The organism is Tropicimonas omnivorans, from assembly GCF_031846565.1.
In the GTDB taxonomy this organism is placed as follows: Bacteria; Pseudomonadota; Alphaproteobacteria; order Rhodobacterales; family Rhodobacteraceae; genus Tropicimonas_B; species Tropicimonas_B omnivorans.
Genome location: NZ_JAVRHL010000002.1, coordinates 488,290 through 513,398, shown reverse-complemented (window position 1 = coordinate 513,398; position 25,109 = coordinate 488,290). Strand labels below are relative to the sequence as shown.

The 25,109-nt window shown below is 67.6% G+C and carries 21 protein-coding genes; 6 read left to right on the top strand and 15 right to left on the bottom strand.

Annotation, left to right across the window (positions count from 1 at the left end; genetic code table 11):
• The first annotated feature begins 181 nt into the window (after positions 1-181).
• Positions 182-1,192: a ribose-phosphate pyrophosphokinase gene (locus RM543_RS07775; RefSeq protein ID WP_311690322.1), complete on the top strand. Its 1,011-nt coding sequence runs from the start codon at positions 182-184 to the stop codon at positions 1,190-1,192.
• A 114-nt stretch (positions 1,193-1,306) separates the two neighbouring features.
• Positions 1,307-2,005, top strand: a complete 699-nt coding sequence (locus RM543_RS07770; protein WP_311690321.1) for a YoaK family protein — start codon at positions 1,307-1,309, stop codon at positions 2,003-2,005.
• Here RM543_RS07770 and RM543_RS07765 read toward each other — a convergent pair.
• A complete protein-coding gene (locus tag RM543_RS07765; RefSeq protein ID WP_311690320.1) occupies positions 2,002-2,385 on the bottom strand; it encodes an H-type lectin domain-containing protein in 384 nt (127 codons plus the stop codon). The genes RM543_RS07770 and RM543_RS07765 overlap by 4 nt on opposite strands.
• A gap of 242 nt (positions 2,386-2,627) precedes the next feature.
• Here RM543_RS07765 and RM543_RS07760 point away from each other — a divergent pair, with 242 nt between their 5' ends.
• Positions 2,628-3,479, top strand: a complete 852-nt coding sequence (locus RM543_RS07760) for a PRC-barrel domain-containing protein (protein ID WP_311690319.1) — start codon at positions 2,628-2,630, stop codon at positions 3,477-3,479.
• Between the two features lie 171 nt (positions 3,480-3,650).
• Here the strand turns inward: RM543_RS07760 and RM543_RS07755 are convergent, their stop codons facing one another.
• From RM543_RS07755 to RM543_RS07730, 6 genes are all read right to left on the bottom strand, one after another.
• A complete protein-coding gene (locus RM543_RS07755; RefSeq protein ID WP_116082994.1) occupies positions 3,651-4,088 on the bottom strand; it encodes a F0F1 ATP synthase subunit epsilon in 438 nt (145 codons plus the stop codon).
• 9 nt (positions 4,089-4,097) lie between these two features.
• Positions 4,098-5,522, bottom strand: a complete 1,425-nt coding sequence (atpD, locus tag RM543_RS07750; protein ID WP_311690318.1) for a F0F1 ATP synthase subunit beta — start codon at positions 5,520-5,522, stop codon at positions 4,098-4,100.
• 20 nt (positions 5,523-5,542) lie between these two features.
• A complete protein-coding gene (locus RM543_RS07745) occupies positions 5,543-6,424 on the bottom strand; it encodes a F0F1 ATP synthase subunit gamma (RefSeq protein ID WP_311690317.1) in 882 nt (293 codons plus the stop codon).
• Positions 6,425-6,447: 23 nt separating this feature from the next.
• Positions 6,448-7,986, bottom strand: a complete 1,539-nt coding sequence (gene atpA / locus RM543_RS07740) for a F0F1 ATP synthase subunit alpha (protein ID WP_311690316.1) — start codon at positions 7,984-7,986, stop codon at positions 6,448-6,450.
• The gene (locus RM543_RS07735) at positions 7,986-8,546 is read right to left on the bottom strand and encodes a F0F1 ATP synthase subunit delta (RefSeq protein ID WP_311690315.1); all 561 of its coding nucleotides are present in this window, start codon (positions 8,544-8,546) and stop codon (positions 7,986-7,988) included. The genes atpA and RM543_RS07735 overlap by 1 nt, the downstream gene beginning before the upstream one ends.
• A 425-nt stretch (positions 8,547-8,971) precedes the next feature.
• The gene (locus RM543_RS07730) at positions 8,972-9,754 is read right to left on the bottom strand and encodes a methyltransferase domain-containing protein (protein WP_311690314.1); all 783 of its coding nucleotides are present in this window, start codon (positions 9,752-9,754) and stop codon (positions 8,972-8,974) included.
• Between the two features lie 69 nt (positions 9,755-9,823).
• On the opposite strand from RM543_RS07730, the gene gloB reads away from it, so the two are divergent.
• Entirely contained in the window at positions 9,824-10,591 is a 768-nt protein-coding gene (gloB, locus tag RM543_RS07725) for a hydroxyacylglutathione hydrolase (protein ID WP_311690313.1), read from the top strand.
• 248 nt (positions 10,592-10,839) lie between these two features.
• The gene (gene clpA, locus RM543_RS07720; protein WP_311690312.1) at positions 10,840-13,176 is read left to right on the top strand and encodes an ATP-dependent Clp protease ATP-binding subunit ClpA; all 2,337 of its coding nucleotides are present in this window, start codon (positions 10,840-10,842) and stop codon (positions 13,174-13,176) included.
• A gap of 354 nt (positions 13,177-13,530) precedes the next feature.
• Here the strand turns inward: clpA and RM543_RS07715 are convergent, their stop codons facing one another.
• The 5 genes from RM543_RS07715 to RM543_RS07695 form a co-directional block, all read right to left on the bottom strand.
• Positions 13,531-15,753, bottom strand: a complete 2,223-nt coding sequence (locus RM543_RS07715; RefSeq protein WP_311690311.1) for a TRAP transporter permease — start codon at positions 15,751-15,753, stop codon at positions 13,531-13,533.
• An 81-nt stretch (positions 15,754-15,834) separates the two neighbouring features.
• Positions 15,835-16,821 carry a TAXI family TRAP transporter solute-binding subunit gene (locus RM543_RS07710; RefSeq protein WP_311690310.1) on the bottom strand — a complete coding sequence of 329 codons (987 nt, stop codon included), beginning with the start codon at positions 16,819-16,821 and terminating at the stop codon, positions 15,835-15,837.
• 272 nt (positions 16,822-17,093) lie between these two features.
• Positions 17,094-19,154: a peptidoglycan -binding protein gene (locus RM543_RS07705; RefSeq protein WP_311690309.1), complete on the bottom strand. Its 2,061-nt coding sequence runs from the start codon at positions 19,152-19,154 to the stop codon at positions 17,094-17,096.
• A 3-nt stretch (positions 19,155-19,157) separates the two neighbouring features.
• Positions 19,158-20,366 (bottom strand): biopolymer transporter ExbB, encoded by a 1,209-nt coding sequence (locus tag RM543_RS07700; RefSeq protein ID WP_311690308.1) that lies wholly within the window; start codon positions 20,364-20,366, stop codon positions 19,158-19,160.
• A 75-nt stretch (positions 20,367-20,441) separates the two neighbouring features.
• Positions 20,442-21,029: a gamma-glutamylcyclotransferase gene (locus RM543_RS07695; protein ID WP_311690307.1), complete on the bottom strand. Its 588-nt coding sequence runs from the start codon at positions 21,027-21,029 to the stop codon at positions 20,442-20,444.
• A gap of 122 nt (positions 21,030-21,151) precedes the next feature.
• Here RM543_RS07695 and RM543_RS07690 point away from each other — a divergent pair, with 122 nt between their 5' ends.
• The gene (locus RM543_RS07690) at positions 21,152-22,123 is read left to right on the top strand and encodes a DUF2125 domain-containing protein (RefSeq protein ID WP_311690306.1); all 972 of its coding nucleotides are present in this window, start codon (positions 21,152-21,154) and stop codon (positions 22,121-22,123) included.
• 8 nt (positions 22,124-22,131) lie between these two features.
• On the opposite strand, the gene RM543_RS07685 is transcribed toward RM543_RS07690, so the two are convergent.
• From RM543_RS07685 to hisC, 3 genes are read right to left on the bottom strand one after another with little or no spacing between them, the layout of a single operon-like run.
• Positions 22,132-22,974 carry an extensin-like domain-containing protein gene (locus tag RM543_RS07685; protein WP_311690305.1) on the bottom strand — a complete coding sequence of 281 codons (843 nt, stop codon included), beginning with the start codon at positions 22,972-22,974 and terminating at the stop codon, positions 22,132-22,134.
• Complete coding sequence (locus RM543_RS07680) at positions 22,971-23,906, bottom strand: prephenate/arogenate dehydrogenase family protein (RefSeq protein WP_311690304.1); 936 nt, start codon at positions 23,904-23,906, stop codon at positions 22,971-22,973. Before RM543_RS07680 ends, RM543_RS07685 begins: the two co-directional genes overlap by 4 nt.
• A 10-nt stretch (positions 23,907-23,916) precedes the next feature.
• The gene (hisC, locus tag RM543_RS07675) at positions 23,917-25,020 is read right to left on the bottom strand and encodes a histidinol-phosphate transaminase (protein ID WP_311690303.1); all 1,104 of its coding nucleotides are present in this window, start codon (positions 25,018-25,020) and stop codon (positions 23,917-23,919) included.
• Positions 25,021-25,109: the final 89 nt, after the last annotated feature.

Here is a 25,109-nt window from a genome sequence, read left to right as displayed (position 1 = left end):
GCGGTCTCCCGCCGCTCGTGGAAAATTTCGGCGACCCTAGCGACCCTGCCGCCACGAACAAGGCCTCATGCGCGCGCGCCAGGGACCGGGAGCGCTACCGGCGGTTCCCATCGGCAGCGCAGGGCCGTATGGCGAAGGCGCGCTCGATGCTCCCAAGCGAATCGCCACAAAAGGTCCCCCCATGAAGAACATGACCCAGCCGAAACTCATCGCGGGCAATGCGAATCTCACCCTGGCGCGCGGGATCGTAAGGCGGGTTTCGATGCACCGGGGAATGACGGTGGGCCTCGTGGATGCCAGGGTCGAGCGGTTCAACGACCAGGAAATCTTCGTCGAAGTATTCGAGAACGTCAGGGGGGAGGACATGTTCATCGTCCAGCCGACGTCCCGCCCCGCGAACGACAACCTGATGGAGCTTCTGATCATGGCCGACGCGCTCAAGCGCTCCTCGGCCGCGCGCATCACCGCCGTGATCCCGTATTTCGGCTATGCCAGGCAGGATCGCCGCACCAAGGCCCGTACGCCGATCAGCGCCAAGCTCGTGGCCAACATGATCGCGACGGCCGGCATCGACCGGGTCCTGACGATGGATCTCCACGCGGCGCAGATCCAGGGCTTCTTCGATCTTCCGGTGGACAACCTGTACTCCTCCCCCGTCTTCGCGCTCGACGTGCTGAACCAGTTCAAGCACCAGAAGGACAAGATCACCATCGTCTCTCCCGATGTCGGCGGCGTGGCCCGCGCACGGGACCTCGCCCAGCGGATCGGCTGCGCGCTCGCCATCGTGGACAAGCGCCGCGAGAAGGCGGGCGAGGTGGCGGAGATGACGGTGATCGGCGATGTCGAGGACCAGATCTGCATCATCGTGGACGACATCTGCGATACCGCGGGAACGCTCTGCAAGGCGGCCGAGACGCTGGTCGAGGCCGGCGCTGGCGAAGTCCACTCCTACATCACCCACGGCGTGCTCTCCGGCCCAGCCATCGAGCGGATCGAGAAATCGGTGATGAAATCCCTCGTGATCACGGATTCCATCGAGCCATCGGACGCCGTCCTGAATGCGCGCAACATCCGCATCGTTCCCACCGCGCCGATGTTCGCCCAGGCCATCCTGAACATCTGGAACGGCACCTCCGTGTCCTCCCTGTTCGAGCACGCCACGCTTTCGGCGATTTACGAAGGCATGTACTGACCGGGAACCGGCCTGATCGGGGCCGGTCTTTCGGGCCATGAGGCACGGCGTCACCTTACTCCCCGCTTCCCCGTGCCTTAACACCGCCCCATCCGGAGGGGATGGAACCGGCCCATGCTGATCCATGTCGGCGAAGAGCGAAACCAGACCATCGACCTGGCCTTGGCCGGTGTCATGTCCCTCATCGCCGGTGCGCTGAACGCCGTCGGGTTCCTCGTCGCAGGGTCCTTCACCGCGAACATGACCGGCAACATCTCGATGTTCGCCGAGTATCTCGGGCGGCAGGACATTCTCCTCGCGCTGTCCTTTGCGGGGCTGGTGGCGGCGTTCATCTGCGGCGCCGGCCTTGCCGCCTTCGCGGTCCGGACGGGCGAGCGGCATCGCGTCCGTTCGGTCTATGCGCTCGCCATCGCGGCGGAGGCGGCCATCCTACTGCCCCTCGGCATCCTCCTCCTCGCGCGCCCCGGGGACGCCGGAGAGATGCACCTGATGGTGGTCCTCAGCTTCGTGATGGGCCTGCAGAACGCCGTGACCACGATGATCTCGGGCGCGCAGGTCCGCACGACCCATGTCTCCGGCATGGCGACCGACGTGGGGATCGAGCTTGCGGCACTGGCCGAGCGCGGCGCGGCGCGGGAGAAGGCGCTGCCCAAGCTGAAGCTCCACCTCCTGACGCTCACCGCGTTCGCAGTCGGGGGTGTGGCGGGAACGCTGGCCTTCGCGCTGATCGGCCACTGGCTCTTCATCCTCGCAGGCGCGGCGCTTCTGCTGGTCTCCGTTCCCGAGATCTGCCGCGCGGGGCGCTCCGCCTAACCGTCGGACCCGTCCCCCTGCCCGTCGTCGTAGAGACCTTCCCAGTCGTCGTTATGCGCCGCCTCTCCGATGGCCATCCAGCTTGCCCGGACGCGGGCGACGCGGGTGTCGCTCCACGTGCGGAACACGAGCGTGAACCCGGCCACGTCGACCGCCTCCGCGCTCACGTCGGCCCGCTGGTTGGCGCCGCGGCCGAAATCGAACATGGCGAGCGAGACATGCACCGACGGAATGGCGCGAAAGGCCTCGGAGAACTGCACCCGTGTCTCGACGGCTCGCGGCCCCGTCCCGGTCCACATCGGCCCTTCCGTCTCGAAATCGCTGAAGAGAACGAGACTGCCCTGATCGACACCGATCAGGTGATTTCGCATGAACCTCATTACCGGCTACCTTCCCCCCCGAACCGACCATACCGGGACCCGGACGCCATAGCGCTCGATCGCCACCGGTCGCACACGCCAGGCCCCGGAACCCGGCAGAGTTTTGCCGATGAATCACAGGCCGCCGGCCAATACCAGCCTACTGCGCAAGTCGCTGAGATCCCAAACGGAGTTCGCGGCGTTTGGCCCTTCGTAAGATGGCGGCCCGCACCTGTCCGCGCCGCCCGAAAGGGAGAGACCCCATGTGGAAGACATTGATCGCAACGACGGCCATCCTGCCTCTCACGTTTGTTCCGCTCGCGGCTCAGGACGCCGCAACGACGCCTGACGAGGAAGTCACCGAAGGCCAGACGGAAGACGGCGGCCAGATCATCGTGACGGACGGCGAAACCGACGCCGAAGCGACGACCGAAGGCGACATGGATGCCGAAGCAGACATGGAAGCCGAGGGTGACATGGATGCCGAGGCCGACATGGAAGCCGAGGGCGACATGGACCCCGAGGCCGACATGGAAGCTGAAGGCGACATGGATGCCGGGGCCGACATGGATGCTGAGGCCGACATGGACGCCGAAGCTGACATGGACGCTGAGGCCGACATGGATGCTGCACCGGACGCCGAGATGGAAGCCGATGCCGAGGTCGCTGCCCCGGAGACCAATTCCGAGGTCGTCGAGACCGAGCAGCAGGCCCCCGAGCTCCGCGGTGACTGGATCATGGGTGCGACCGTGACGTCCCTCGATGGCGAAACCATCGGTGACATCAACGACGTCATGCTCGATGCGGAAGCCGGCGAGATCACGTCCGCCATCGTTTCGGTCGGCGGCTTCCTCGGGATCGGCGCGAAGCAGATCGCCGTCAACTGGGAAGAGCTGAACATCAACAACGACGGCCGGGAGATCACCCTCGACCTGACCCGCGAGGAGGCCGATGCCGCGCCGGAATACGTCTTCCGTGAGCGTCAGCAGGCACCGATGCCGGCGACAGACACGATGGGCGGCTCCACCGGCGCCATGGACGGCGGCGTTGCCCCGGTCGACGGCACCGCCGAGCCGATGGCGCCCGCGGGCGAAACGGCACCGGCTGCCAACTGATCGAATAGCTTCAGTCGGCTAAGACGAGGGAGGCCCCGCGGTTCAGTCCGCGGGGCCTTTCCATGTGCTCGGGGTCGAACCGAGAACTTGGTTTCCATCCCGTGCACAAAAACGAGAAAGGCCCCGCCGGGTGAACCCGCGGGGCCTTTCAGAACTCAGTGAGCCGGTAGCTCAGAGAGACGGTTGCTTCGGGCTGAGACCGATATGCTCGCCGGCGGCGACCATGTCGGACAGGAGCTTGGCTGCATCATCCACAGGACCCGGCTCGTTCTGCCAGGTTTCCTTGGCACGGCCGTATTCCTGATGCGCCTCCTCGACCATCTGGTCGATCATCTCCTGGCTCACCTCATCGGCATGATGCGCGCGCTCGGCGAGGATGGACGTGCCCTCCTTGCCGATCTCCGCGAAACCGCCCGTCACGAGATACTTCTCTTCCTTGCCACCGGTGACGATGACGAGGACGCCCGGACGGAGCGTGGTGATCAGCGGCGAGTGATCGGGCATCGCCGTCAGATCGCCGTCCGCCCCGGGAATGCGCACCTCGCTCGCCTGCACGGAGGCAACCATGCGCTCCGGCGAGACGAGATCGACCTGCATCGTGTCAGCCATCTGGCCTCCTTACGCCGCGTCCGCGGCCATCTTCTCGGCCTTCGCGACCGCCTCGTCGATATCGCCGACCATGTAGAAGGCGCTCTCGGGCAGGTGGTCGTACTCGCCGGCAACGACGGCCTTGAAGGAGGCGATCGTCTTGTCGAGCGGAACCTGCACACCGGGGAAGCCGGTGAAGACCTGGGCCACGTCGAACGGCTGCGACAGGAAGCGCTGGATCTTCCGGGCACGGGCCACGGTCAGCTTGTCCTCCTCGGACAGCTCGTCCATCCCGAGGATGGCGATGATGTCCTGGAGCGCCTTGTAGCGCTGGAGGATCCCCTGAACGTCACGGGCAACCTGGTAGTGCTCCTCGCCGACGACCTGCGGATCGAGGATCCGCGAGGTGGAGTCGAGCGGGTCCACGGCCGGGTAGATGCCGAGCTCGGAAATCGCGCGGCTGAGAACCGTGGTCGCGTCGAGGTGGGCGAAGGACGTGGCCGGCGCGGGGTCGGTCAGGTCATCCGCCGGCACGTAGATCGCCTGCACCGAGGTGATCGAGCCGGCATTCGTGGAGGTAATCCGCTCCTGCATCGCGCCCATGTCGGTCGCGAGCGTCGGCTGGTAGCCCACGGCGGAGGGAATGCGGCCCAGAAGCGCCGACACCTCGGAACCCGCCTGCGTGAAGCGGAAGATGTTGTCCACGAAGAACAGGACGTCCGTCCCCGACTGGTCGCGGAACTGCTCGGCCATGGTCAGGCCGGACAGGGCGACGCGCATCCGCGCTCCCGGCGGCTCGTTCATCTGGCCATAGACCAGCGCCACTTTGGACTTGGACAGGTCATTCTCGTCGATGACGCCGGACTCGATGAATTCGTAGTAGAGGTCATTGCCCTCACGGGTCCGCTCGCCGACGCCGGCGAACACGGAGTAGCCCGAGTGCACCTTCGCAATGTTGTTGATCAGTTCCTGGATGAGAACCGTCTTGCCGACGCCCGCACCGCCGAAGAGGCCGATCTTGCCGCCCTTCGAATACGGGGCGAGCAGGTCGATGACCTTGATCCCGGTCACGAGGATGTCGGACGAGGTCGCCTGCGCCGCGAACGGCGGGGCTTCGGCGTGGATCGGGCGGGTCTCGGCTGCGTTCACCGGGCCCTTCTCGTCCACGGGTTCACCGACGACGTTCATGATCCGGCCGAGGGTCGCATCGCCCACCGGAACGGAAATCGGCGCGCCGAGGTCGGTCACGGGCTGGCCGCGAACGAGGCCTTCGGTGCTGTCCATCGCGATGGCGCGAACGGTGCTCTCGCCAAGGTGCTGGGCGACCTCGAGGACGAGGCGCTTGCCGTTGTTGTCCAGCTCCAGCGCGTTCAGGATCTCGGGCAGGTGGCCGTCGAAGCGGACGTCCACGACGGCGCCGATGACCTGGGTCACTTTGCCAGTTGGGTTTGCCATATTACGGTCTCTCCGTCTCGTCAGAGCGCCTCGGCGCCCGAAATGATCTCGATCAGCTCGTTGGTGATGACGGCCTGGCGCGAGCGGTTGAACTCGATGGTCAGGTCGTCGATCATGTCGCCCGCGTTGCGCGTGGCGTTGTCCATGGCCGACATGCGTGCGCCCTGCTCGGACGCGGCGTTCTCGAGGAGCGCCGTGAAGACCTGGGTCGCCACGGCACGGGGCAGCAGATCCGCAAGGATCTCCTCCTCGTTCGGCTCGTAGTCGTAGAGCGTCGCATCGCCTTCGTCGCCCGCATCCATGCCGGAGGTATCGGCCGGGATGATCTGCTGCGCGGTCGGGTTCTGGACGACGACGTTCTCGAACTCGCCGTAGAACAGGGTCGCCACGTCGAACTCGCCGGCATCGAACCGATCGAGGATGTCCTTCGCGACCTTCTGCGCATCACCGTAACCGAGGCGCTTGACCTCGCTCATGTCATGGTGGCCGACGAAGAGATCCTTGAAATCGCGGCGGAGCTGGTCACGCCCCTTCTTGCCGACGGTCAGGACCTTGACGGTCTTGCCGTCCGCCTGCGCATCGCGGATCGCCTTGCGTGCGATCTTGACGATGTTCGAGTTGAAGCCGCCGCAGAGGCCGCGCTCGGAGGTCATGACGACCATCAGGCGCGTCTCGTCCTGACCGGTTCCGGACAGGAGGCGCGGCGCGCCCTCCGATCCTTCGACGGACTTTGCGAGGCCTGCGATCACCCGTTCCATGCGCTCGGCATAGGGGCGCGCGGCCTCCGCCGCCTCCTGCGCACGGCGCAGCTTGGCGGCGGCGACCATCTGCATCGCCTTGGTGATCTTCCGGGTCGACTTGACGCTGTCGATCCGGTTTCTGAGGTCTTTGAGACTGGGCATTCAGTGCTCCTGGCGATCCGCGATCAGGCGAAGTCCTTCGCGAACTCGTCGATGACCGTCTTGATACGGTCGGCGGCGTCGCCCTTGATCTTCGGGTCCTCGGTGGTGATCCAGTCCAGCAGATCGGCGTGCTTGCTGCGCATGAACTGCAGCAGGCCCTTCTCGAACCGGCCGACATCCTTCACGGCGACCTTGTCGAGATAGCCCTGCGTACCGGCGAAGATGACACAGACAATCTCGGCATTGGTCAGCGGAGAATACTGCTGCTGCTTCATCAGCTCGGTCAGACGCGCACCGCGGTTCAGCAGCCGCTGGGTCGACGCGTCGAGATCGGAGCCGAACTGGGCGAAGGCGGCCATCTCGCGGTACTGCGCGAGCTCCAGCTTCACCGGACCGGCGACCGACTTCATCGCGTTCGTCTGGGCGGCGGAGCCCACGCGGCTGACCGAGAGGCCGGTGTTCACGGCAGGACGGATGCCCTGGTAGAACAGGTCGGTCTCGAGGAAGATCTGGCCATCGGTGATCGAGATCACATTGGTCGGGATGTAGGCGGACACGTCGCCGGCCTGCGTCTCGATGATCGGCAGCGCGGTGAGCGAGCCTGCGCCATGCTCTTCGTTGAGCTTGGCCGAGCGCTCCAGAAGCCGGGAGTGCAGGTAGAACACGTCCCCCGGATAGGCTTCGCGGCCCGGCGGACGGCGCAGCAGGAGGGACATCTGGCGGTAGGACACGGCCTGCTTGGACAGATCGTCGTAGATGATCAGCGCGTGGCGGCCGTTGTCGCGATAGTATTCGGCCATCGCGGTCGCGGTGTAGGGCGCGAGGTACTGCATCGGCGCCGGGTCGGACGCCGTCGCGGCGACGACCGTGGTGTATTCGATGGCGCCGGTTTCCTCGAGCTTCTTGAGAAGCTGGGCCACCGTGGAGCGCTTCTGACCGACGGCGACGTAGATGCAGTAGAGCTTCTTGCTCTCGTCGTCGCCAGCGGCTTCGTTGTAGCTCTTCTGGTTGAGGATCGCGTCGAGCGCCACGGCGGTCTTGCCGGTCTGGCGGTCGCCGATGATCAGTTCCCGCTGGCCGCGGCCGATCGGGATCATCGCGTCGATGGCCTTGAGGCCAGTCGCCATCGGCTCGTGAACCGACTTGCGCGGGATGATGCCCGGCGCCTTCACGTCCGCCACGCGGCGCTCGGCGGCGGCGACATCGCCCTTGCCGTCGACGGGCTCGCCGAGAGCGTCTACCACGCGGCCGAGGAGGGCATCGCCCACCGGAACGTCCACGATGGAGTTGGTCCGCTTGACCACGTCACCCTCGGAGATCGTCCGGTCGGAGCCGAAGATGACGACGCCGACGTTGTCGATCTCGAGGTTCAGCGCCATCCCCTGAATCCCGCCCGGGAATTCGACCATCTCACCGGCCTGGATGTTGTCGAGGCCATGAACGCGCGCGATGCCGTCACCGACGGACAGGACGCGGCCGACCTCGGCCACTTCGGCCTCTTGGCCGAAATTCTTGATCTGGTCCTTGAGGATCGCGGAAATTTCCGCGGCTTGCAGTGCCATCACCCGACCTCTTTCATCGAATTGCGAAGCGCGGCGAGCCTGGCGCGGACCGACGTGTCGATCATCTTGGAGCCCACCTTCACGATAAGACCGCCGATGAGGCTATCGTCGACGGTCGTGTTCAGTTTGATATCCTTGCCGAAGCGGGACTTCAGCGTCTCGGCGAGACGTCCGCGCTGGCTGTCGTCCAGTTCGATGGCGGAGGTCACGTCGGCCGTCACCTCCCCCTTCTCCTCGGCGATCATTTCCCGCGCGGCGGCGACGAAATAAGGCAGCGCGAAGAGGCGGCGATTGTCGGCCATGAGCCCGAGCGTGTTGCGGGTCAGCGGATCGAGGCCCGCCTTCTCGCCCACGGCGAGAACGCCCGTGCGCTGCTCCTGCCGGGTATAGACCGGCGAATGGATCAGCTCGCGCAGATCGGCGCTCTGGTCGAGCGCGGCCGCCAGCGTGTCCACATCCCGCTCGAGGACGTCGAGCTTGCCCTCGCCCTTGGCCAGATCGAACAGGGCAGCGGCATAGCGCCCGGCGATACTGTTTGAAATCGAAGCCGTTTCGGACACGTCCACCCTTTCGTTTGTCGGCCGCGATCGTGGCCGGCCCGGATCGTTGAATGGCGTCCCGGCCCCCGCGATGGGTGGACCGGGCAAACAACGACGGGCGCCGCGACCGGCCCCCGTCAGATCGAGAGCGGGTCTAGCAGCATGGTTCGGGCCGCGCAACTCTATTGCCCGCCTATCTTCATGCTTCGAAATCCGTTGTTTACTTGCCCGATGCAGTGTTTCGGCTGACCGGGGCGGAGTTTTTTCCGGGCGGGGGTCGGCACGTCACCGAGCCTCCCCTGCCCGCGCCAGCGCAGCGGAGCCCAAGCAGGGCGGATATCAATCAGGAGTGGAGTAGCCGGATCCGGCCCGCGAACCGGGCTCTGCGCGCGGGTGCCGGTCGGGCCGCGCCGCGGGGGGGACGTGCCCCCCTGCCCTGCCTCGCCTCAGCGCTCGATGCTCTTGCCGATCCGGGACGTCGCCCCGGCGGTTCCGGGCTGCTTCGCCCCATCCAGCACGTCGAGCGGGCGGCGGACCATGTCGCGGACACCGGGGGCGCGCGGCATCGTCACCTGCTTGCTGGCCTCCACGAGGATCACACCGCCCGCGAAATAGGAAGAGACGCGCCGTCCCATCCGCTCCAGGAGATCCGCCGACCGCAGCCAGAAGCGGCGCGAGGATGGCGGCGAGAAGAGCGCGGCGGAATGGCGTTCGGCGGTAAAGCCGTGGCGGCTCAGTTGCGCTTCGAGCTGGGACAGCGAATAGGGGCGGCCGTAGCCGAAGGGCGTGCGATCACGGCGGGCCCAGAGGCCGGCACGGTTCGGAACGATGAAGAGCGCCTTCCCTCCCGGACCCAAGACCCGGGCGCATTCCTCGAGGAGCGCCGGCGGGTGCTCCGACGTCTCCAGCCCGTGCATGACGATCAGCCGGTCCACCCGGCCCGTCTCGAGAGGCCACATGGTCTCCTCGCAGAGGACGGAGAGATTCGGCATCCCGGCCGGCCACGGCATCACGCCCTGCGGCCCCGGCATCAGCCCGATCACGCGCCGTGCGCTTCCCATGTAGGGCCGCAGGAGCGGCACCGCGAAGCCGTAGCCCGCGATGGTCTGCCCGCGCGCGCGCTCGACGTCCCAGAGGGCAGCGACCTGATGACGCACCGCGCGCTGCGCCACGCGCCCCAGCTGGGTCCGGTAGTAGAAGGTCCTCAGATCCAAAACGTCGAGATGCATTGAGGCGGCGGCGTCCCCGGCTAGGTGCAGTGGCTACACCTTACCCAAGCACCACGGAAAGGAAACGCCGTGCCGCTCGAAATCGTCACCGTCCCCTGTCTCTCTGACAATTACGCCTTCATCGCTCACAACCCCGTCACGAACGACACCGCCGTGATCGACGTGCCCGAAGCCGGACCGATCCAGTCCGTCCTCGAGGCCAGGGGCTGGGAGCTCGGCAAGATCTTCATCACCCATCACCATTCCGACCATGTCGGCGGCGTCGAGGAGTTGCGGACCCACTGGTCCCCGCGCGTCATCGGCGCGAAGGCGGATGCGCACCGCCTGCCCGCGCTCGACGTCGAGGTCGAGGAAGGCGACGAGATCATGATCGGCGGCGAGAAGGGCCGCGTGATCGATGTCTCCGGCCACACGATGGGCCACGTGGCCTTCCACTTTCCCGGATCGGATGCCGTCTTCACCGCGGACAGCCTGATGGCGATGGGGTGCGGGCGCTTGTTTGAAGGCGATGCCGACACCATGTGGAAATCCCTGAGCAAACTCGCGGCCCTGCCGCAGGACACCATCGTCTATTCCGGCCACGAATACACCGCCGCCAACGCCCGCTTCGCGATGACGGTGGACCCCGAGAACCCCGCCCTCGCCCGCCGCTCCGGTCAGATCGAAGCGGCCCGCGCCAAGGGTGACGCAACAATCCCCTCCAGCCTCGCCGAGGAAAAGGAGACCAACCCCTTCCTTCGCGCCGGCGACCCGGCCATCCGGTCGGGCCTCGGCATGGAAGATGCCTCGGATGCCGAGGTGTTTGCCGAGATCCGGCGCAGGAAGGACAATTTCTGAGCGTTCGCGCCTCGGATGCATCGGACGGGCCGGGGTTGCCCGGGGAGGGCGTCCGGCCGGTCCGGCGTCCCGCGACGCGGCCCGTTCGATCACAATTCGTGCACGAAGCCCGGAACCGGGCCGTGCAAGGCAAGAAAACACTTGAAGCGTGGCGTCCACCAACCAAACTTTAAGATCATGAGGCCACGGTTGGAGAAGGCGGGTCCGCCCCCCTTCGTTCGGCCCCGATGAGGAAAGGAGCACGCAACGTGCCGTCGTTTTCGAATACCCTCGAGCATGCCATCCACGCGGCGCTGGCCATCGCCAACGCCAAACGTCATGAATTCGCCACGCTGGAGCATCTGCTCCTCGCCCTGATCGACGAGCCCGACGCGGCCAAGGTCATGCGGGCGTGCGACGTGGACCTCAGCAGCCTCCGCAAGACCCTGGACGAATATATCGACGACGACCTGTCGACCCTCGTGACCGAGATCGAAGGCTCCGAGGCCGTGCCGACGGCCGCGTTTCAGCGCGTGATCCAGCGCGCCGCGATCCACGTCCAGAGCTCCGGCCGCACCGAGGTGACGGGCGCCAACGTGCTTGTCGCGATCTTCGCCGAACGCGAATCGAATGCGGCCTATTTCCTGCAGGAGCAGGAAATGACCCGCTACGACGCGGTGAACTTCATCGCGCACGGCGTGGCCAAGAACCCCTCTTTCGGCGAAAGCCGCCCCGTCACGGGGGCCTCCGAGGAGGACGAGGATGCCGAGACCGCCCAGGCCGAACCGCAAGCGGAGGATGCCTCCAAGGAAAGCGCGCTCGGCAAGTATTGCGTCGATCTCAACGTGAAGGCCCGCAAGGGCAACGTGGACCCGCTCATCGGCCGGTCCTCTGAGGTCGAGCGCTGCGTGCAGGTCCTCTGCCGCCGCCGCAAGAACAACCCGCTCCTTGTGGGCGATCCCGGGGTCGGCAAGACCGCCATCGCCGAGGGTCTCGCGCGGAAGATCGTGTCCGGCGAAACGCCCGAGGTGCTGTCCGGCACCACGATCTACTCGCTCGACATGGGCGCCCTCCTCGCTGGCACCCGATACCGCGGGGATTTCGAGGAGCGCCTGAAATCCGTCATGACGGAGCTCGAGGAGCATCCCGACGCGATCCTGTTCATCGACGAGATCCATACCGTCATCGGCGCCGGCGCGACCTCCGGCGGCGCGATGGATGCGTCCAACCTGCTGAAGCCCGCGTTGCAGGGCGGCAAGCTGCGCTGCATGGGCTCCACCACCTACAAGGAGTTCCGCCAGCACTTCGAGAAGGACCGGGCCCTGTCCCGCCGGTTCCAGAAGATCGACGTCAATGAACCCTCTGTCGAGGACAGCGTGAAGATCCTGAAGGGTCTGAAGCCCTATTTCGAGGACCATCACGAGATCAAGTACACCAACGACGCGATCAAGACCGCGGTGGAACTCTCCTCGCGCTACATCCATGACCGCAAGCTGCCGGACAAGGCGATCGACGTGATCGACGAAGCCGGCGCGGCGCAGCACCTCCTGTCGGAAAGCAAGCGGCGGAAGACCATCGGCACCAAGGAGATCGAGGCCGTCGTCGCCAAGATCGCCCGCATTCCGCCCAAGAACGTCTCCAAGGACGATGCGGAGGTGCTGAAGGACCTAGACGCCGCGCTCAAGCGAGTGGTCTTCGGTCAGGACGCGGCCATCGACGCGCTGTCTTCCGCGATCAAGCTGGCGCGCGCCGGCCTGCGGGAGCCCGAGAAGCCGATCGGCAACTATCTCTTCGCCGGCCCCACCGGCGTCGGCAAGACGGAGGTGGCCAAGCAACTGTCGGAAACGCTGGGTGTCGAAATGCTACGCTTCGACATGTCCGAGTACATGGAGAAGCACGCCGTCTCCCGCCTCATCGGCGCACCTCCGGGCTATGTCGGGTTCGACCAGGGCGGCATGCTGACGGATGGCGTCGATCAGCATCCGCACTGCGTCCTGCTGCTCGACGAGATCGAGAAGGCGCATCCGGACGTGTTCAACATCCTCCTGCAGGTGATGGATCACGGCAAGCTAACGGACCACAATGGCCGCTCGGTGGACTTCCGGAATGTCGTTCTGATCATGACGTCGAACGCGGGCGCGTCGGACATGCAGAAGGCCGCCATCGGCTTCGGCCGGGACAAGCGGGAAGGTGAGGATACCGCCGCCATCGAGCGCACCTTCACGCCGGAATTCCGCAACCGTCTCGATGCGGTGATCAGCTTCGGCGCCCTGCCGAAGGAGGTCATCCTTCAGGTGGTCGAGAAGTTCGTCCTGCAGCTCGAAGCACAGCTCTTGGATCGCGGCGTCACCATCGAGCTCACCAAGCCGGCTGCCGAATGGCTGGCCGAGCGGGGCTACGATGACAAGATGGGGGCCCGCCCGCTCGGCCGCGTCATCCAGGAGAACATCAAGAAGCCGCTCGCCGAGGAGCTTCTCTTCGGCAAGCTCGTCAAGGGCGGAAACGTCCGCGTGACAATCAAGGGCGACGCGATCGACCTCGAGGTGGAGGAGCCGAAGAAGCGCCAGCTCTCGTCCCGCAAGCCGCCCCTCCTGACGGCTGAATGAGTCTCGCATGAACGATCGGGGGGCGCTTTCGGGCGCCCCCGTTTTCGTGTCCGCACGCCCCCGCCCTTGCCTCGATCAAGACCGGGCAGGTGCCTTAGGCGGGCCGGGATCCCTTGGCCCTCGCCCTCCGGCCGCATGTGCTTGCAGACCCGGCCGGGGACGCCTTGCGCATCGAGATCACGGGATCGGGACAGAGGAGGTCGAGCCCGGTAAGGATCGGCCGGACCTCTTCCGCGCCCGGGACAACCCCGCACCGCGAGTCCGGGTCGGCAACACGCCCGATCAAGGGCAGGTCACGCTTTTCCGGGACGGTGCCGCCCTCGCGCGGAGGGCGGTCACGGTCCCCTACCCCCTTTAGCCGGCGGCCCTGGCCCCTGCGCCGGACGGGCCGGACAGCATCCGGCTCGCGCCGACCGCCGCCACGGCGAGCGCGACACCCAGCAGGTCGGACATCAGGCCCCCTTCGATCAGCGACAGCGCCGCCAGAACCGCCAGGCCCCGCACGATCCAGCCCGCACGCGCACCGAAGAACCATCCCTGCACGCCGGCTGACAGAAGGAACACACCGACCACGGCCGTCAGGCCCGCCCGGGCGATCTCGAACCACGTTCCGTCCATCAGGATGGCGGAGTTGTAGAAGAACATGAACGGCACGATGAACGCCGCGATGCCGATCTTGAACGAGGCGGTCGAGGTCTCCATCGCGTTCGCCCCCGAAATACCGGCAGCCGCGTAGCTGGCCAGCGCGACGGGCGGCGTGATTGCCGAGAGCACCGCGAAGTAGAAGACGAAGAAATGCGCCGTCAGCGCCGGAATGCCGAGTTGAACGAGGCCCGGCGCGACGACGGACGCTGCCACGGCATAGGCGGCCGTCGTCGGCATCCCCATCCCGAGCAGGATCGAGATGCACATCGCGAAGAACAGCGCCAGGAGCTGAGAGGCATCCGCGAGGCCGAGGAGCAGCGAGGAGAACCGCGCTCCCACGCCGGTCAGGCTGATGACGCCGACGATGATGCCGGCGCAGGCGCAGACCGCGATGATCTGGATCGACATGATACCGGCGAGCTCGAAGGCCTTGCCGACGGCCCTCGGCCCCATCCTGTGCCGGGTCAGCCAGCTGACGACGACGGCGGCGAGGGTGGCGTAGACGCCGGCACGGATCACGGAATAGCCCATGAAGAGCGCGACGATGAGGATGACGATGGGCAGGAAAAGGAAGCACTTCTTTGCCAGCGCCCGGGCGCTCGGGATCTCGTCCTCGTGCATCCCTTCCATGCCGAGCTTGGCCGCTTCGAAGTCCACCATGAAGTAGACCGAAACGAAGTAGAGGATCGCCGGAATGATCGCAGCGATCGCGATCTCGGTATAGGGGATGCCGGTGATCTCGGCCATGATGAAGGCGCCCGCGCCCATGATCGGCGGCACGATCTGCCCCCCCGTGGAGGCGGCGGCCTCGATCGCGCCAGCGGTCTTCTTCTTGTAGCCCACCTTCTTCATCAGCGGGATCGTGAGCGAGCCGGTGGCCACGACGTTGCCCGCCGAGGTGCCGTTGATCATGCCCATCAATCCGCTCGCGAAGATCGCGACCTTGGCCGGACCGCCGCGGGCCTTGCCGGCGAGCGCGAAGGCAAAGTTGACGAAGTAATCCCCGACCTTCGAGGCCTGCAGGAACGCGGCGAAGATGATGAACAGGATGATGTAGGTTGAGGAGACGGCCGTGGTCGGCCCGAGGATCCCGGCATCCGTATAGACCTGGCTGAAGAAACGGGTCCATTCGATGGGCGGCGAATTGAGGAAGCCCGGCAGGTACTGCCCGGCGAAGACATAGACGAGGAAGATCGCCGAGATCACCACGAGGGCGAGGCCGGCGACGCGGCGGGTCAACTCGAGGATCAGCGCGCTGCCGGCGACGGCGGCCATGGAGATGCCGATCGGGGCGAAGGGCGTGCCCGTCGAGTTGCGCATCAGGGTGCCGTAAATGGTGATCAGGTACGTCGCGACCGCCACTGCACAGATCGCGAGGACGAAATCAGGCGCGGCGAAGCCCTCCCGCACGCGGCGATGACGCCAGCTCAGGGCGATGGCGCCGCCGGTGGCAATCCAGAGCGGCGCGCCGAAAAACCAGGTTTCGTTGAAGCGGATGGTCTCGTCGATCCCGGTCCACTGCGCGCCCCCGTTGATCTGGAGGGCGAACCAGATCGCCGTGCCGAGAGCGAGAAGGGCCGGAACGGCGAGCGCGAGGGCAAGAAGGCCGAGGATCCGCGTCTCGCCACCGGCATCCTCCGGGAAGGCATTGGGCGCATAGATCAGGAAGCCGAGCATGAGGGCGCCGGCGACGTGGACGATCCGGAAGTTCCACGTCTCCATCGGGAATGTCGGCAGGAACGGCAGGTCCACGCCGGTCATGGAGGATATCGACAGCCCCGTCAGCGCAGCCATGTGGAACGCGGCATAGAGCCCCGCCGCCACGGCGATGGCGATGAAGCGCCAGCCGCCGAACAGGCGCCTGTTCTCCTCGATGGCCTCCTCGTCGACGCCTTCGGCGATGATGCGCTCGTCTTCGCGGCTCTCGGCCATTCCTCGGTCCCTCACCCTGTTCAATTGTGACGAAGGCCCCGGCCGCGCGGCCGGGGCCTCCTTTTTAGTACAAGCGTCTAATCAGCCGCCGTGGACCATGTCGTCCGGGATCTCGGCGTCGGTGTTCTCGCGGAACCACGCGGCCGCACCCGGATGCCAGGGCAGGACGGTGTTCTTGTCCGCGTTCTCCGGCGTCGTGGATTCGGCGGCGCGGTGGATGTTCACCATGCGCGCGTTGTCGGACATGACGGTATCCACCACCGCCTCGACGAAGGAGGCCGGAAGGTCGCAATTCGCCACCGCGAAGTTCCACATCGCAACCGATGTCGCCGGTTCCTCGAGGGTGGAATAGGTGTCCGCCGCGATGTCGAAGGCGGCGACGGGGAATGCGTCCAGGAGCGTCTGCTGCTCTTCGTCGGTGAACTCGATGATGTTCACGTCCGTCTGCACCTCGAGCTGGCTGACCGCGGGGACGGGGATGCCCGCCGCGAAGGCGATGACGTCGAGCAGACCGTCCTGGAGCTGACCGCCGAGGTCGGACCAGCCGCCGTTGCGCCGCTCGTAGTTGACGCCGAGCTCATCCATCATCCTCGGAAAGTAGGTGTCCGAGGTGGAGCCTGCCGGGCCGAAGCCGATCCTCGCGCCATCGGGGATATCGGAGATGCTCTCGATCCCCGAGGAGGACAGCGCGGTCACGGAGAACGGCGTCTGGTACATCGGGAACATCGCGCAGACATTGGTCATCTCGAGGCCGGGCGCGATGGGGTTGGTGCCTTCGAGGCTCTCGCGGGCGGGGCCCATCGTGGTCATGCCGAAGGCCGCGTCGCCGGTATGGACGAGCGCCATGTTCTGCATCGGGCCGCCGGTCACTTCGGCGCCGCCGCTGAGGCCGAGCTCCTCGCCGACGAGGTTGGCCCAGCCGGAGCCATAGGCGAAGTAGGTGCCGCCCTGGCTCGCCGTGCCGACGGTGAAGGAGGACGGCCAGTCCGTCCGGTCGTAATCATCCTGTGCGAAGGCGGGGGACGCGGCGAGCGCGCAGGCCGCGATGGCGGTGAAACGGAAAGTCATTCTTGTCCTCCTCTGGTGTAGGGCGACGCACGGGGGTGGAAAGGAGCGCTCAGCGCCCCCTCGCCCCCGGTGTCTGTCCATGAGGACGAGTTGAGCCTATGCGAGGGGAGCCATGCAACCCGCGCAACTCCGTTTTGCGCCGGAAGAGGGCCCTCGCAGGGGCGACATGTTCCGATCCGCACCCATAGGGGGCCAGGCGTGGGTGGATATGGCCCCAATCCCGTGGGGGCCGGCCGGGAACGCGGGGGAGCGATTCGCGCTTGAGGCGAATGCTACCGCTCGGTCAGTTTCAGTTCGATCCGGCGGTTCTGGGCGCGGGCAGCCGGGCTGTCGCCCTCGGCGATGGGCTGGTACTGGCCGAAGCCGTTGGCGGCGAGCCGGTCCGGCGGGAAGCCGAGCGCGTCGGTCATGTAGCGCACGACAGAGAGCGCCCGCGCCTGGCTCAGCTCCCAGTTGTCGGCATATTCGCCGGTCCCGATGAGGGGCACGTTGTCGGTGTGACCGTCCACCCGGATCACCCAGTCGATGCCGTCCGGGATCTCGCCGGCGACGTCGGAGAGGATATCGGCAACATTGGCCACCCCCCGGCGACCCTCGGGCGACAGGTCCGCCGAACCTTGCTGGAACAGCACCTCGGAGGAGAACACGAAGCGATCCCCCTCGATCCGGACGCCGTCCCGACCGCCGAGGATATCCCTCAGCGAGCCGAAGAACTCGGAGCGGTAGCTCTCGAGGTTGTTGGCCTGTGCGCGCAGTCGTTCGGCCTCCTCGGCGAGGCGCATGCGCTCCGTCTCTTCCAACTCGGCCCGGCGACGCTGCTCGGAGGCAGCCCGGGCGAGCGCGGTGTTGAGACGGCTGCCGAGGGATTGAAGCTGGACCTGCGCCGCCTCGTCCCGCTCCTCGGCAACCTCGAGAAGGCTCTGCAGGGAGCCGAGCTGGCGCCGGAGCTCGGCGACCTGCTCATTCAGAACGGTGACGCGCCGCTGCTGGTCGGCGCTCTGGGCCTCGACCTCGGACAGCTCCTCATTCGCCTGCCGCAGGAGGGCCTGACGTTGCTCCGCCTCGCTGCGGGCCTCGGCGGCGTCCCCTTCCGCCGCAAGCTTCGCGGCCAAGGCGGCAGTCAGTCGGTTGCGGATCTCCTCGGCGGAGCCCGCGTCCTGCCGCAGCGCCTCGTTCTCGGCGCGGAGCTCGGCGGCGACGGTCCGCGCCTCGGCCAAATCACTCTCCAGCGCGGCCAGCCTTTGCGCGCGATCCTCGGCTTCTGCCGTCACGGCCTCGGTCTCGCCGCGCATCTCGGACAGGGTCGCGGCCAGATCGTCGGCCCGCCCCGTGGCAGCCGCCAGATCGTCCCGGAGGCTCGCGATCTCCGCCTCGGCGCCGGTCAGCTCTTCGGCGGCACCCTCCTGCGTTTCCAGGCGGGTCTCGAGATCGGAGCGGGCGGCAAGAGCGGCGGCGAGGCGCGCATCGAGATCGTCCCCGGCCTCTTCGGCGGCGGCAAGAAGCGTCAGCGTCTCCTCCGCCTCGCGGCGCTGCTCCTCGAGGGAGAGCTGCATCGCGGTCAGCTCGTCCTCGGCCCCTTCGAGGCGCGCACGCAGGGCCTCCGCCGCCGCGGCTTCCGCGAGCCGGGCCTCTTCTTCCTCCGTCAGCTCGGCGCGCAGCTCGGCCTCCGCCGCCTCGGCCTCCGACACATCGGCCCGGAGCGCAGCGATTTGTGTTTCGTCTGCCTCGCCCTGGCTCTGCAGGTCGGCGACGAGGGCTTCAAGCGCCTCCCGCCGGGCGGCGGCGAGGCGGGCGGCTTCGGCGGTCTCGTCGATCTCCTCCCGCGCCGTGGCGAGGGCGGTCTCGAACGCGTCCCGTTCCTCGGCGGCTTCGTCGCGCGCGGCCGTCACGGTCGCGACCCGATCCTCGGCGCTGTCCCGCGCGGCGATCAGGCTCGCGACCTGCTCCTCGAAGCTCGCGATCCGCCCCTCTGCCGCGGCAAGAGCCCGGTCCCGGTTCTCGATCTCGCCGCCGAGTTCGTCGATCAGCGCGGCCTGCTCTGCGCTCGCGCTCCGGCTGTCCTGAAGCGAGGCGGACAGGTCGGTCACCTGTCCGCTGAGGCTGGCGCTGCGCTGGCGCTCGAGACCGAGGGCGCCGGACAGCTCCGAGATCTCCGCCGACAGCGCGTCGAGCTCGGAGGATTGCCCGCTGATCGTTTCCTGCAGCATGAACTGCACGATCATGAAGATCGACAGGACAAACATCAGCACCAGCAGGAGCGCCGTCATCGCGTCGACGAAGCCCGGCCAGATGGCGTTCGAGAAGCGGTTACCGCTGCGCCGCGAGAGCGCCATGGGTCACTCCCCCCTGAGGTTCGCGGCCGGCCCGGTGCGGGCCTGCCCTCTCGGGGCCTGCCGGCGGAGTTCGCGGGTCACGCCGGCGAGATCGGAGCGCAGGTCCGCCACGGTTTCCTGGCGGCCGGCGGCCAGTTCCTCGAGGATCCGCACGAGCTGCAGGTCGATGGAGCGCAGGCGCATCCGGCTTTCGGCGTCGCCGCCGTCATCCTCGCCCTCGCTGTCCGCCGTCCGTCCAAGCCGCTCGATCAGCCGCTCCTGCCCGTCGGCCACGCGCATGAGCGCCTCGGAGGTCGCATCGCCCCGCTCCAGCCGGGCGGTCAGCGCGGTGACCGAGGTGGCGACGTCCGAAAGGCGTTCGTCCATCATCGAGCGCGAGATGTCCGACTGGGTGAACATCTCCCGCATGGATTCCATCTGGTCGGCCATATGCTCCAGCACGCCGACCATGGTCGGAGCATCCGCCGCCTCCCCGTCGCCCGACGTGAAGCCCAGCTTGGTGATGGTGGAGAGCCATTCCTCCAGCTCGCGGTAGAAGCGGTTCTGGCCGTGGCTGGCGAAGAGCTCCAGAAGGCCCACGACGAGGGATCCCGCAAGACCGAGGAGCGAGGAGCCGAAGGCCGTGCCCATCCCGCCGAGCTGCGCTTCGAGACCGCTCATCAGGCGGGAGAACACCTCGACGCCGCCCTCCCCGTTCTGTGGCGCCAGGGACCGGATCGTCTCGACGACCGCCGGCACCGTCGTCGCGAGACCGTAGAAGGTGCCGAGAAGGCCGAGGAAGATCAGGAGCGAGACGAGGTAGCGCGTGATGTCCCGCGCTTCCTCGATCCGGGTGGCGACGGAATCGAGGATCGATGTCGCCGACGTGGCGCTGATCTTCCGCGTTGTGCCGCGGGTATAGAGAAGCTGGGCCAGGGGCGCGAGGAGCCGCGGCGCGGTATCCTCCGAAGTGACCTCACCGCCGACGAACCGCTCCACCCAGCCGACCGAGAAGAACAGTTGCAGCACCTGGAAGAAGCAGGCGGCCACGCCGACCACGAAGACGAACGCGATCAGGCCGTTCAGGAAGGGATTGGACAGGAAGATGGGCGCGACGCTGGGATAGATGAACCACGCGCCCGCGATGACGAGGACGAGCACGCCCAGCATGAGCGTGACCTGCCGAACCGGCTTCGAGAATTGCTTTTGCGCGCCGTGCGCGGTCACGTCCATGATGCGGGCGTCATCCTGCGTTTTGCGGTGCGGACCATAGGCCCGCCCAGATCAAGAGCCAATCAACAAATCCGTTCAGTCCGGATCCTGACCGGTGAGATCGCGAACGTGGGCCGCAAGATGATCGAGATCGGGGTCGGCAAGGCCGAGCTCGGCCAAGTGGGAGGCGGTGTTGTGCAGGTATTCCGCGTTCGTCCCGCGCCCGCCGGTCGCGGTGGCGATGATGCGGGCCTGCTCACCCAGGTCCAGCCCGCCGCAATACTGCTCGTGGTCGCGGTCGATGACATAGGCGACCGCCTCCACGCTCCGTCCGTCCCGGAGCGAGAGCGTCACGATCCGCTCAAGATAGGCCGAGGAAATCAGTTCCCTGTCCCGCAGGTCCTCGATCGCCTGTGCCTCCGTGCCGGGCTCGACGCGGAAGGCGACGCCGGAGCAGCTCTCTCCCTCGCCTTCGTCGAGCGCGAGCACCAGCCCAGGCACCTCGACGGACCCGCGATGGTGGATCGAGCGCATGCAGAAGCTGCGGGAATATCCCGGCAATGTTGCAAGCGCCCGCTCCGCGACCTCGAAGCCGGGATTCCACACAAGGGAGCCGTAGCCGAAGACCCACAAGGGATCGGGCAACACATTCGGGGGATGATCTCGCTTGGGATGGCTGGTCATGGAAGACTCCGGGACGCGCAAAGTGTAAAGGGCGACGGCAGCAGGATAAAGCCCCCTTCCCCGATGCCGGATCGGCCGGGCGGACGGCGTGGCGGCGACATGGAAAGGACCCGAAGCGCGCGATGACCCCCAAACGTCTGTTCCTGATCGTCCTCGTTCTCGCCGCGCTCTGGTCGGGGTACTGGCTTGCGGGGGCGCAGGGCGCGAAGGTGGCCATCGGCCGGCTGCAGGAGAACATGCAGGCCTCGGGATGGGAGGCCGAGTGGTCGGACGTCGCCCTCCGCGGCTTCCCGAATCGGTTCGACGTCACCCTCGACGAGCCCGCCCTCGCCCCGCCGGGCGGGGACTGGCGCTGGACCGCGCCGTTCTTCCAGGTGCTGTCGCTGAGCTACAAGCCGCACCACCTGATCGCGGTCTGGCCGAACCTGCAGACGATCGAGCTCGGCGGCGAGAGTGCGCAAGTCCGCTCCGATCGGATGCGCGCCAGCGTCGTCTTCGTGCCCGGCCTCGCGCTGGAACTGGACCATGCCGCCCTCGTGATCGAGTCCCCGCGGCTTCAGGGAGACACCGCCTCGGCCCGCGCGCGGGAGCTGCGGCTGGCGATCCGTCCCACGCCGGGGCGCGAGAATGCCCGGGATATCGGCATCACCGCACTCGAGCCGCGCATCACAACCTATCCCGGCGCGCCGGACGTGGCGGCGCGGAACGTGCGGGCGGACCTCGCCGTCACGTTGGATGGCCCGCTCGACCGATCGGCGCTGTCCCGTGCGCCCCGGGTGGAGCGCGTGGAGATCCGCAGCGCCACGGTGGAACTCGGCCAGTCGCGCCTGCGGGTCACCGGCGATCTGGCGGCCGGAAGAGGCGCCTATGCCGAAGGCGATCTGCGCCTCGTGGTCGAGAACTGGCGGGCGATGCTCGACGCGGCCGTCGCAAGCGGCCTCGTGCCGCAGCGCATGGCGGAGCAGATCCGCGGCGCGATGGGCCTTCTGTCCTCGGGCGAGGATGTGGACCTGACACTGAATTTCGCGGACGGCCAGACCCGGCTCGGCCCGGTCTCCCTCGGGCCGGCGCCGCGCCTCGGCTCTGGCGACTGAGCCGCCGGTCAGCGGCAATAGCTGCCGGAGCGATAGCGGGCGGTGTCGAAGTGGAAATGATCGCGGTGCGCGGCATTGGCTTCGGGGCCGAGAACGGTGCCGAACGTACCGCAGGCGGCGCGGTGCATCTGCCGGAGCGCCGGCCCGTCCCGTTTGCTGTTCCATCCGTTCAGGACCGTGATGGAGGTTCCGTCCGCCAGCGTGAGGGCGGAGATGTCCACCGCGCGGCCCTTGCCATGCTCGCTGATCCGAGCGTTCGGATTGTTGTATCGCCCGCGGCAGATGTAATGCGCCGCGATCCGGAGCGATGAGATGCCGCCTCCGCGGCCTCCGATGGCGGGATTTGCCCCCGTCACCACCCAGTTTCGCAGCGCCGACGCCGTCGGACAGTCCATCGTCGCGGCCGTGGAGAGGCGCACGCCTGCAACCTCGGTGATCCTGACCGGCGCCTCGACGCCGCAGCCCTCGACGCGGCCCGGGATCGGCGGAAGGGTCTCGCCGCGGATCGAGACGTCACCGCAGACGGAGCCGCGCGCCGGCAGGGCAGCCTGCCGGGCAGCATTCGGGAGACGGCCGTCCGGCCGCTCCTCTGGCCGGCCAACGCGGGCGGCGGGACCGGCAGCCACGACCTGTTTCTCGGGCGCCGTCGGGGCGACCGGGCGCGGGCGGGGCTTGAGCGAGCGGCGGACGATTACGCCCTGATCGGTGACGGTCACGTCCGGACCCGCGACGGGCTCGGGCGCGGCGGCGCGCCGCTGCTGCGGGCGGGGCGAGGTGTCCGGGGCGAAATCCGCCGATGCCGGAGCGCCGATCATCGCCAGGACAGCGACGAGGCGCAGGGCCCGCCTCACTCGGCGGCGCCCCTGCGACTGGCGGCGCGTCCAAAATCGGGGGCGTCCGTATCCTGGCCCGCCTCGAGGATGCCGCGGCGGATCGCGCGGGTGCGGGTGAAGTAATCGTGCAGCTCCTGCCCCTCCCCCGTCCGGATCGCGCGCTGCAGGGCGAAGAGCTCCTCGGTGAAGCGGCCGAGAATGTCGAGCACCGCCTCCCGGTTGGTCAGGAACACGTCGCGCCACATGGTTGGATCGGACGCGGCGATGCGCGTGAAGTCCCGGAAGCCCGCGGCGGAATACTTGATCACCTCGCTGTCCGTGACCCGGCCGAGATCGTCGGCGACGCCGACCATCGTGTAGGCGATGAGGTGCGGCACGTGGGAGGTAACGGAGAGGACGAGGTCGTGATGATCGGCCTCCATCCGGTCGGTCAGCGCGCCCATGCCCTGCCAGAGCGCCTCGAGGCGGGCAATCGCCGCCTCCTCCGCCCGGCTGCCGTCCGGCACGATCAGACACCAGCGGTTCGCGAACAGCTCGGCGAAGCCGGAATGCGGGCCGCTGTGCTCGGTGCCCGCCAGCGGGTGCGCCGGAACGAAATGGACGCCGTCCGGGATATGCGGGCCCACCGCGTCGATCACCGCCTTCTTGACGGAGCCGACATCGGTGACGGTTGCGCCTGGCTTCAGGTACGGGCCGATGGCCTCGGCGACGGCGGACATGGCCCCGACCGGCACGGCGAGGACAACGAGGTCCGCGCCCGTCACGGCCTCCCCGGCGGTCTCGACCACGCGGTCGACCAGCCCGATCTCGGCCGCGACGCGGCGGGTCTCGGCGGAGCGGGCCGTGCCGACGATCTCCCCCGCGAGGCCGTCCCGCCGCATGGCAAGCGACATCGAGCCCGCAATGAGACCAAGGCCGATCAGGGCCACGCGGTCGTAGATCACGCTCATCGCTTCGCCCTCACGCCATCGCCCGGAAGTCCGCGAGCGCGCGGGCGAGCCGCGTGCAGGCCGCCTCGTCCCCCACCGTGATCCGAAGGCCCTCCGGAATGTGGTAGCCCGCCACCTTTCGCGTGATGAGACCGGCCCGCATCAGGTGGGCATGGGCCGCATCCGCCTCCGCCGCGTCCCTGAACCGGGCGAGGACAAAGTTTGCAAAGGATGTATCCAACGCGATCCCTAAGCCACGAAGATCGGCGGTGAGCCGGCTCCTCAGACGGTCATTCTCCGTCCGGCACCACTCGGCCCAGTCCCGATCCCGCACGGCCGCCTCGGCGGCCATGAGCTGGGTGTTGGACAGGTTGAAGGGCTGGCGGACGCGGGTGAGCACGTCGATCATGTCCCGCGGCCCGTAGGCCCAGCCGATCCGAAGGCCGCCCAAGCCATAGAGCTTGGAGAAGGTGCGCGTCATCAGCACGTTCGGCCGCGTCGCCGCCAGACCGGCGCCACCGTCGAAGCCCTCGACGAACTCGGCATACGCGCCGTCGAGAATGAGGAGGACATGCTCCGGCAGACCGTCCGCCAGTCGCAGGACCTCCGCCTCGTCCATCATCGTGCCGGAGGGGTTGGCCGGGTTGGCGATGAAGACGAGCCGCGTGCGCTCGGTGACGGCCGAGAGGATCGCGTCCACGTCGACCACGCGCTCCCGCTCCGGCACCTCGACCGGCACGCCGCCGGCCCAGAGCGTGCAGATGCGGTACATCGCGAAGCCGTGGCGGGTGTGGATCGCCTCGTCCCCCGGCTCCAGGTACGCCATGCAGACCATGCCGAAGATCTCGTCCGAGCCGACGCCGCAGATGATCCGGTCCGCCTCCAGCCCGTGGACCTCGCCGATGGCGCGGCGCAGGGAGGCGTGGTCGGTGGACGGGTAGCGATGCACCCCCTCGGACAGGCTCTCCCGGATCGCCGCCCTGGCGCTTTCGGGCGCGCCGAAGGGGTTCTCGTTGGAAGACAGCTTGATCGGGTTCTCGGCACCGGGCGCGCTCGCCGCACCGCCCACATAGAGGGCGATGTCGAGGATGCCGGGCTTGGGGGTCGGTCCCTTGCGGGTCTCGCCTTGGGTCATGTCGTCCGTCCTGAAGTCACCGCCACCGGCCTTACCCCGCACCGCACGCACTGACCAGTCCCGCCCGCGCGCGGGGGACGCGCCCCCGC

Coding starts and splice junctions, on each gene's coding strand:
- RM543_RS07760 (WP_311690319.1), top strand. CDS start 2,628: ATGTGGAAGACATTGATCGCAACGACGGCCATCCTGCCTCTCACGTTT.
- hisC (WP_311690303.1), bottom strand. CDS start 25,020: ATGACCCAAGGCGAGACCCGCAAGGGACCGACCCCCAAGCCCGGCATC.
- RM543_RS07690 (WP_311690306.1), top strand. CDS start 21,152: ATGACCCCCAAACGTCTGTTCCTGATCGTCCTCGTTCTCGCCGCGCTC.
- RM543_RS07680 (WP_311690304.1), bottom strand. CDS start 23,906: ATGAGCGTGATCTACGACCGCGTGGCCCTGATCGGCCTTGGTCTCATT.
- RM543_RS07770 (WP_311690321.1), top strand. CDS start 1,307: ATGCTGATCCATGTCGGCGAAGAGCGAAACCAGACCATCGACCTGGCC.
- RM543_RS07765 (WP_311690320.1), bottom strand. CDS start 2,385: ATGAGGTTCATGCGAAATCACCTGATCGGTGTCGATCAGGGCAGTCTC.
- RM543_RS07700 (WP_311690308.1), bottom strand. CDS start 20,366: ATGGACGTGACCGCGCACGGCGCGCAAAAGCAATTCTCGAAGCCGGTT.
- atpD (WP_311690318.1), bottom strand. CDS start 5,522: ATGGCAAACCCAACTGGCAAAGTGACCCAGGTCATCGGCGCCGTCGTG.
- atpA (WP_311690316.1), bottom strand. CDS start 7,986: ATGGCACTGCAAGCCGCGGAAATTTCCGCGATCCTCAAGGACCAGATC.
- RM543_RS07715 (WP_311690311.1), bottom strand. CDS start 15,753: ATGGCCGAGAGCCGCGAAGACGAGCGCATCATCGCCGAAGGCGTCGAC.
- RM543_RS07755 (WP_116082994.1), bottom strand. CDS start 4,088: ATGGCTGACACGATGCAGGTCGATCTCGTCTCGCCGGAGCGCATGGTT.
- RM543_RS07745 (WP_311690317.1), bottom strand. CDS start 6,424: ATGCCCAGTCTCAAAGACCTCAGAAACCGGATCGACAGCGTCAAGTCG.
- RM543_RS07695 (WP_311690307.1), bottom strand. CDS start 21,029: ATGACCAGCCATCCCAAGCGAGATCATCCCCCGAATGTGTTGCCCGAT.
- RM543_RS07730 (WP_311690314.1), bottom strand. CDS start 9,754: ATGCATCTCGACGTTTTGGATCTGAGGACCTTCTACTACCGGACCCAG.
- RM543_RS07705 (WP_311690309.1), bottom strand. CDS start 19,154: ATGGCGCTCTCGCGGCGCAGCGGTAACCGCTTCTCGAACGCCATCTGG.
- RM543_RS07775 (WP_311690322.1), top strand. CDS start 182: ATGAAGAACATGACCCAGCCGAAACTCATCGCGGGCAATGCGAATCTC.
- RM543_RS07710 (WP_311690310.1), bottom strand. CDS start 16,821: ATGACTTTCCGTTTCACCGCCATCGCGGCCTGCGCGCTCGCCGCGTCC.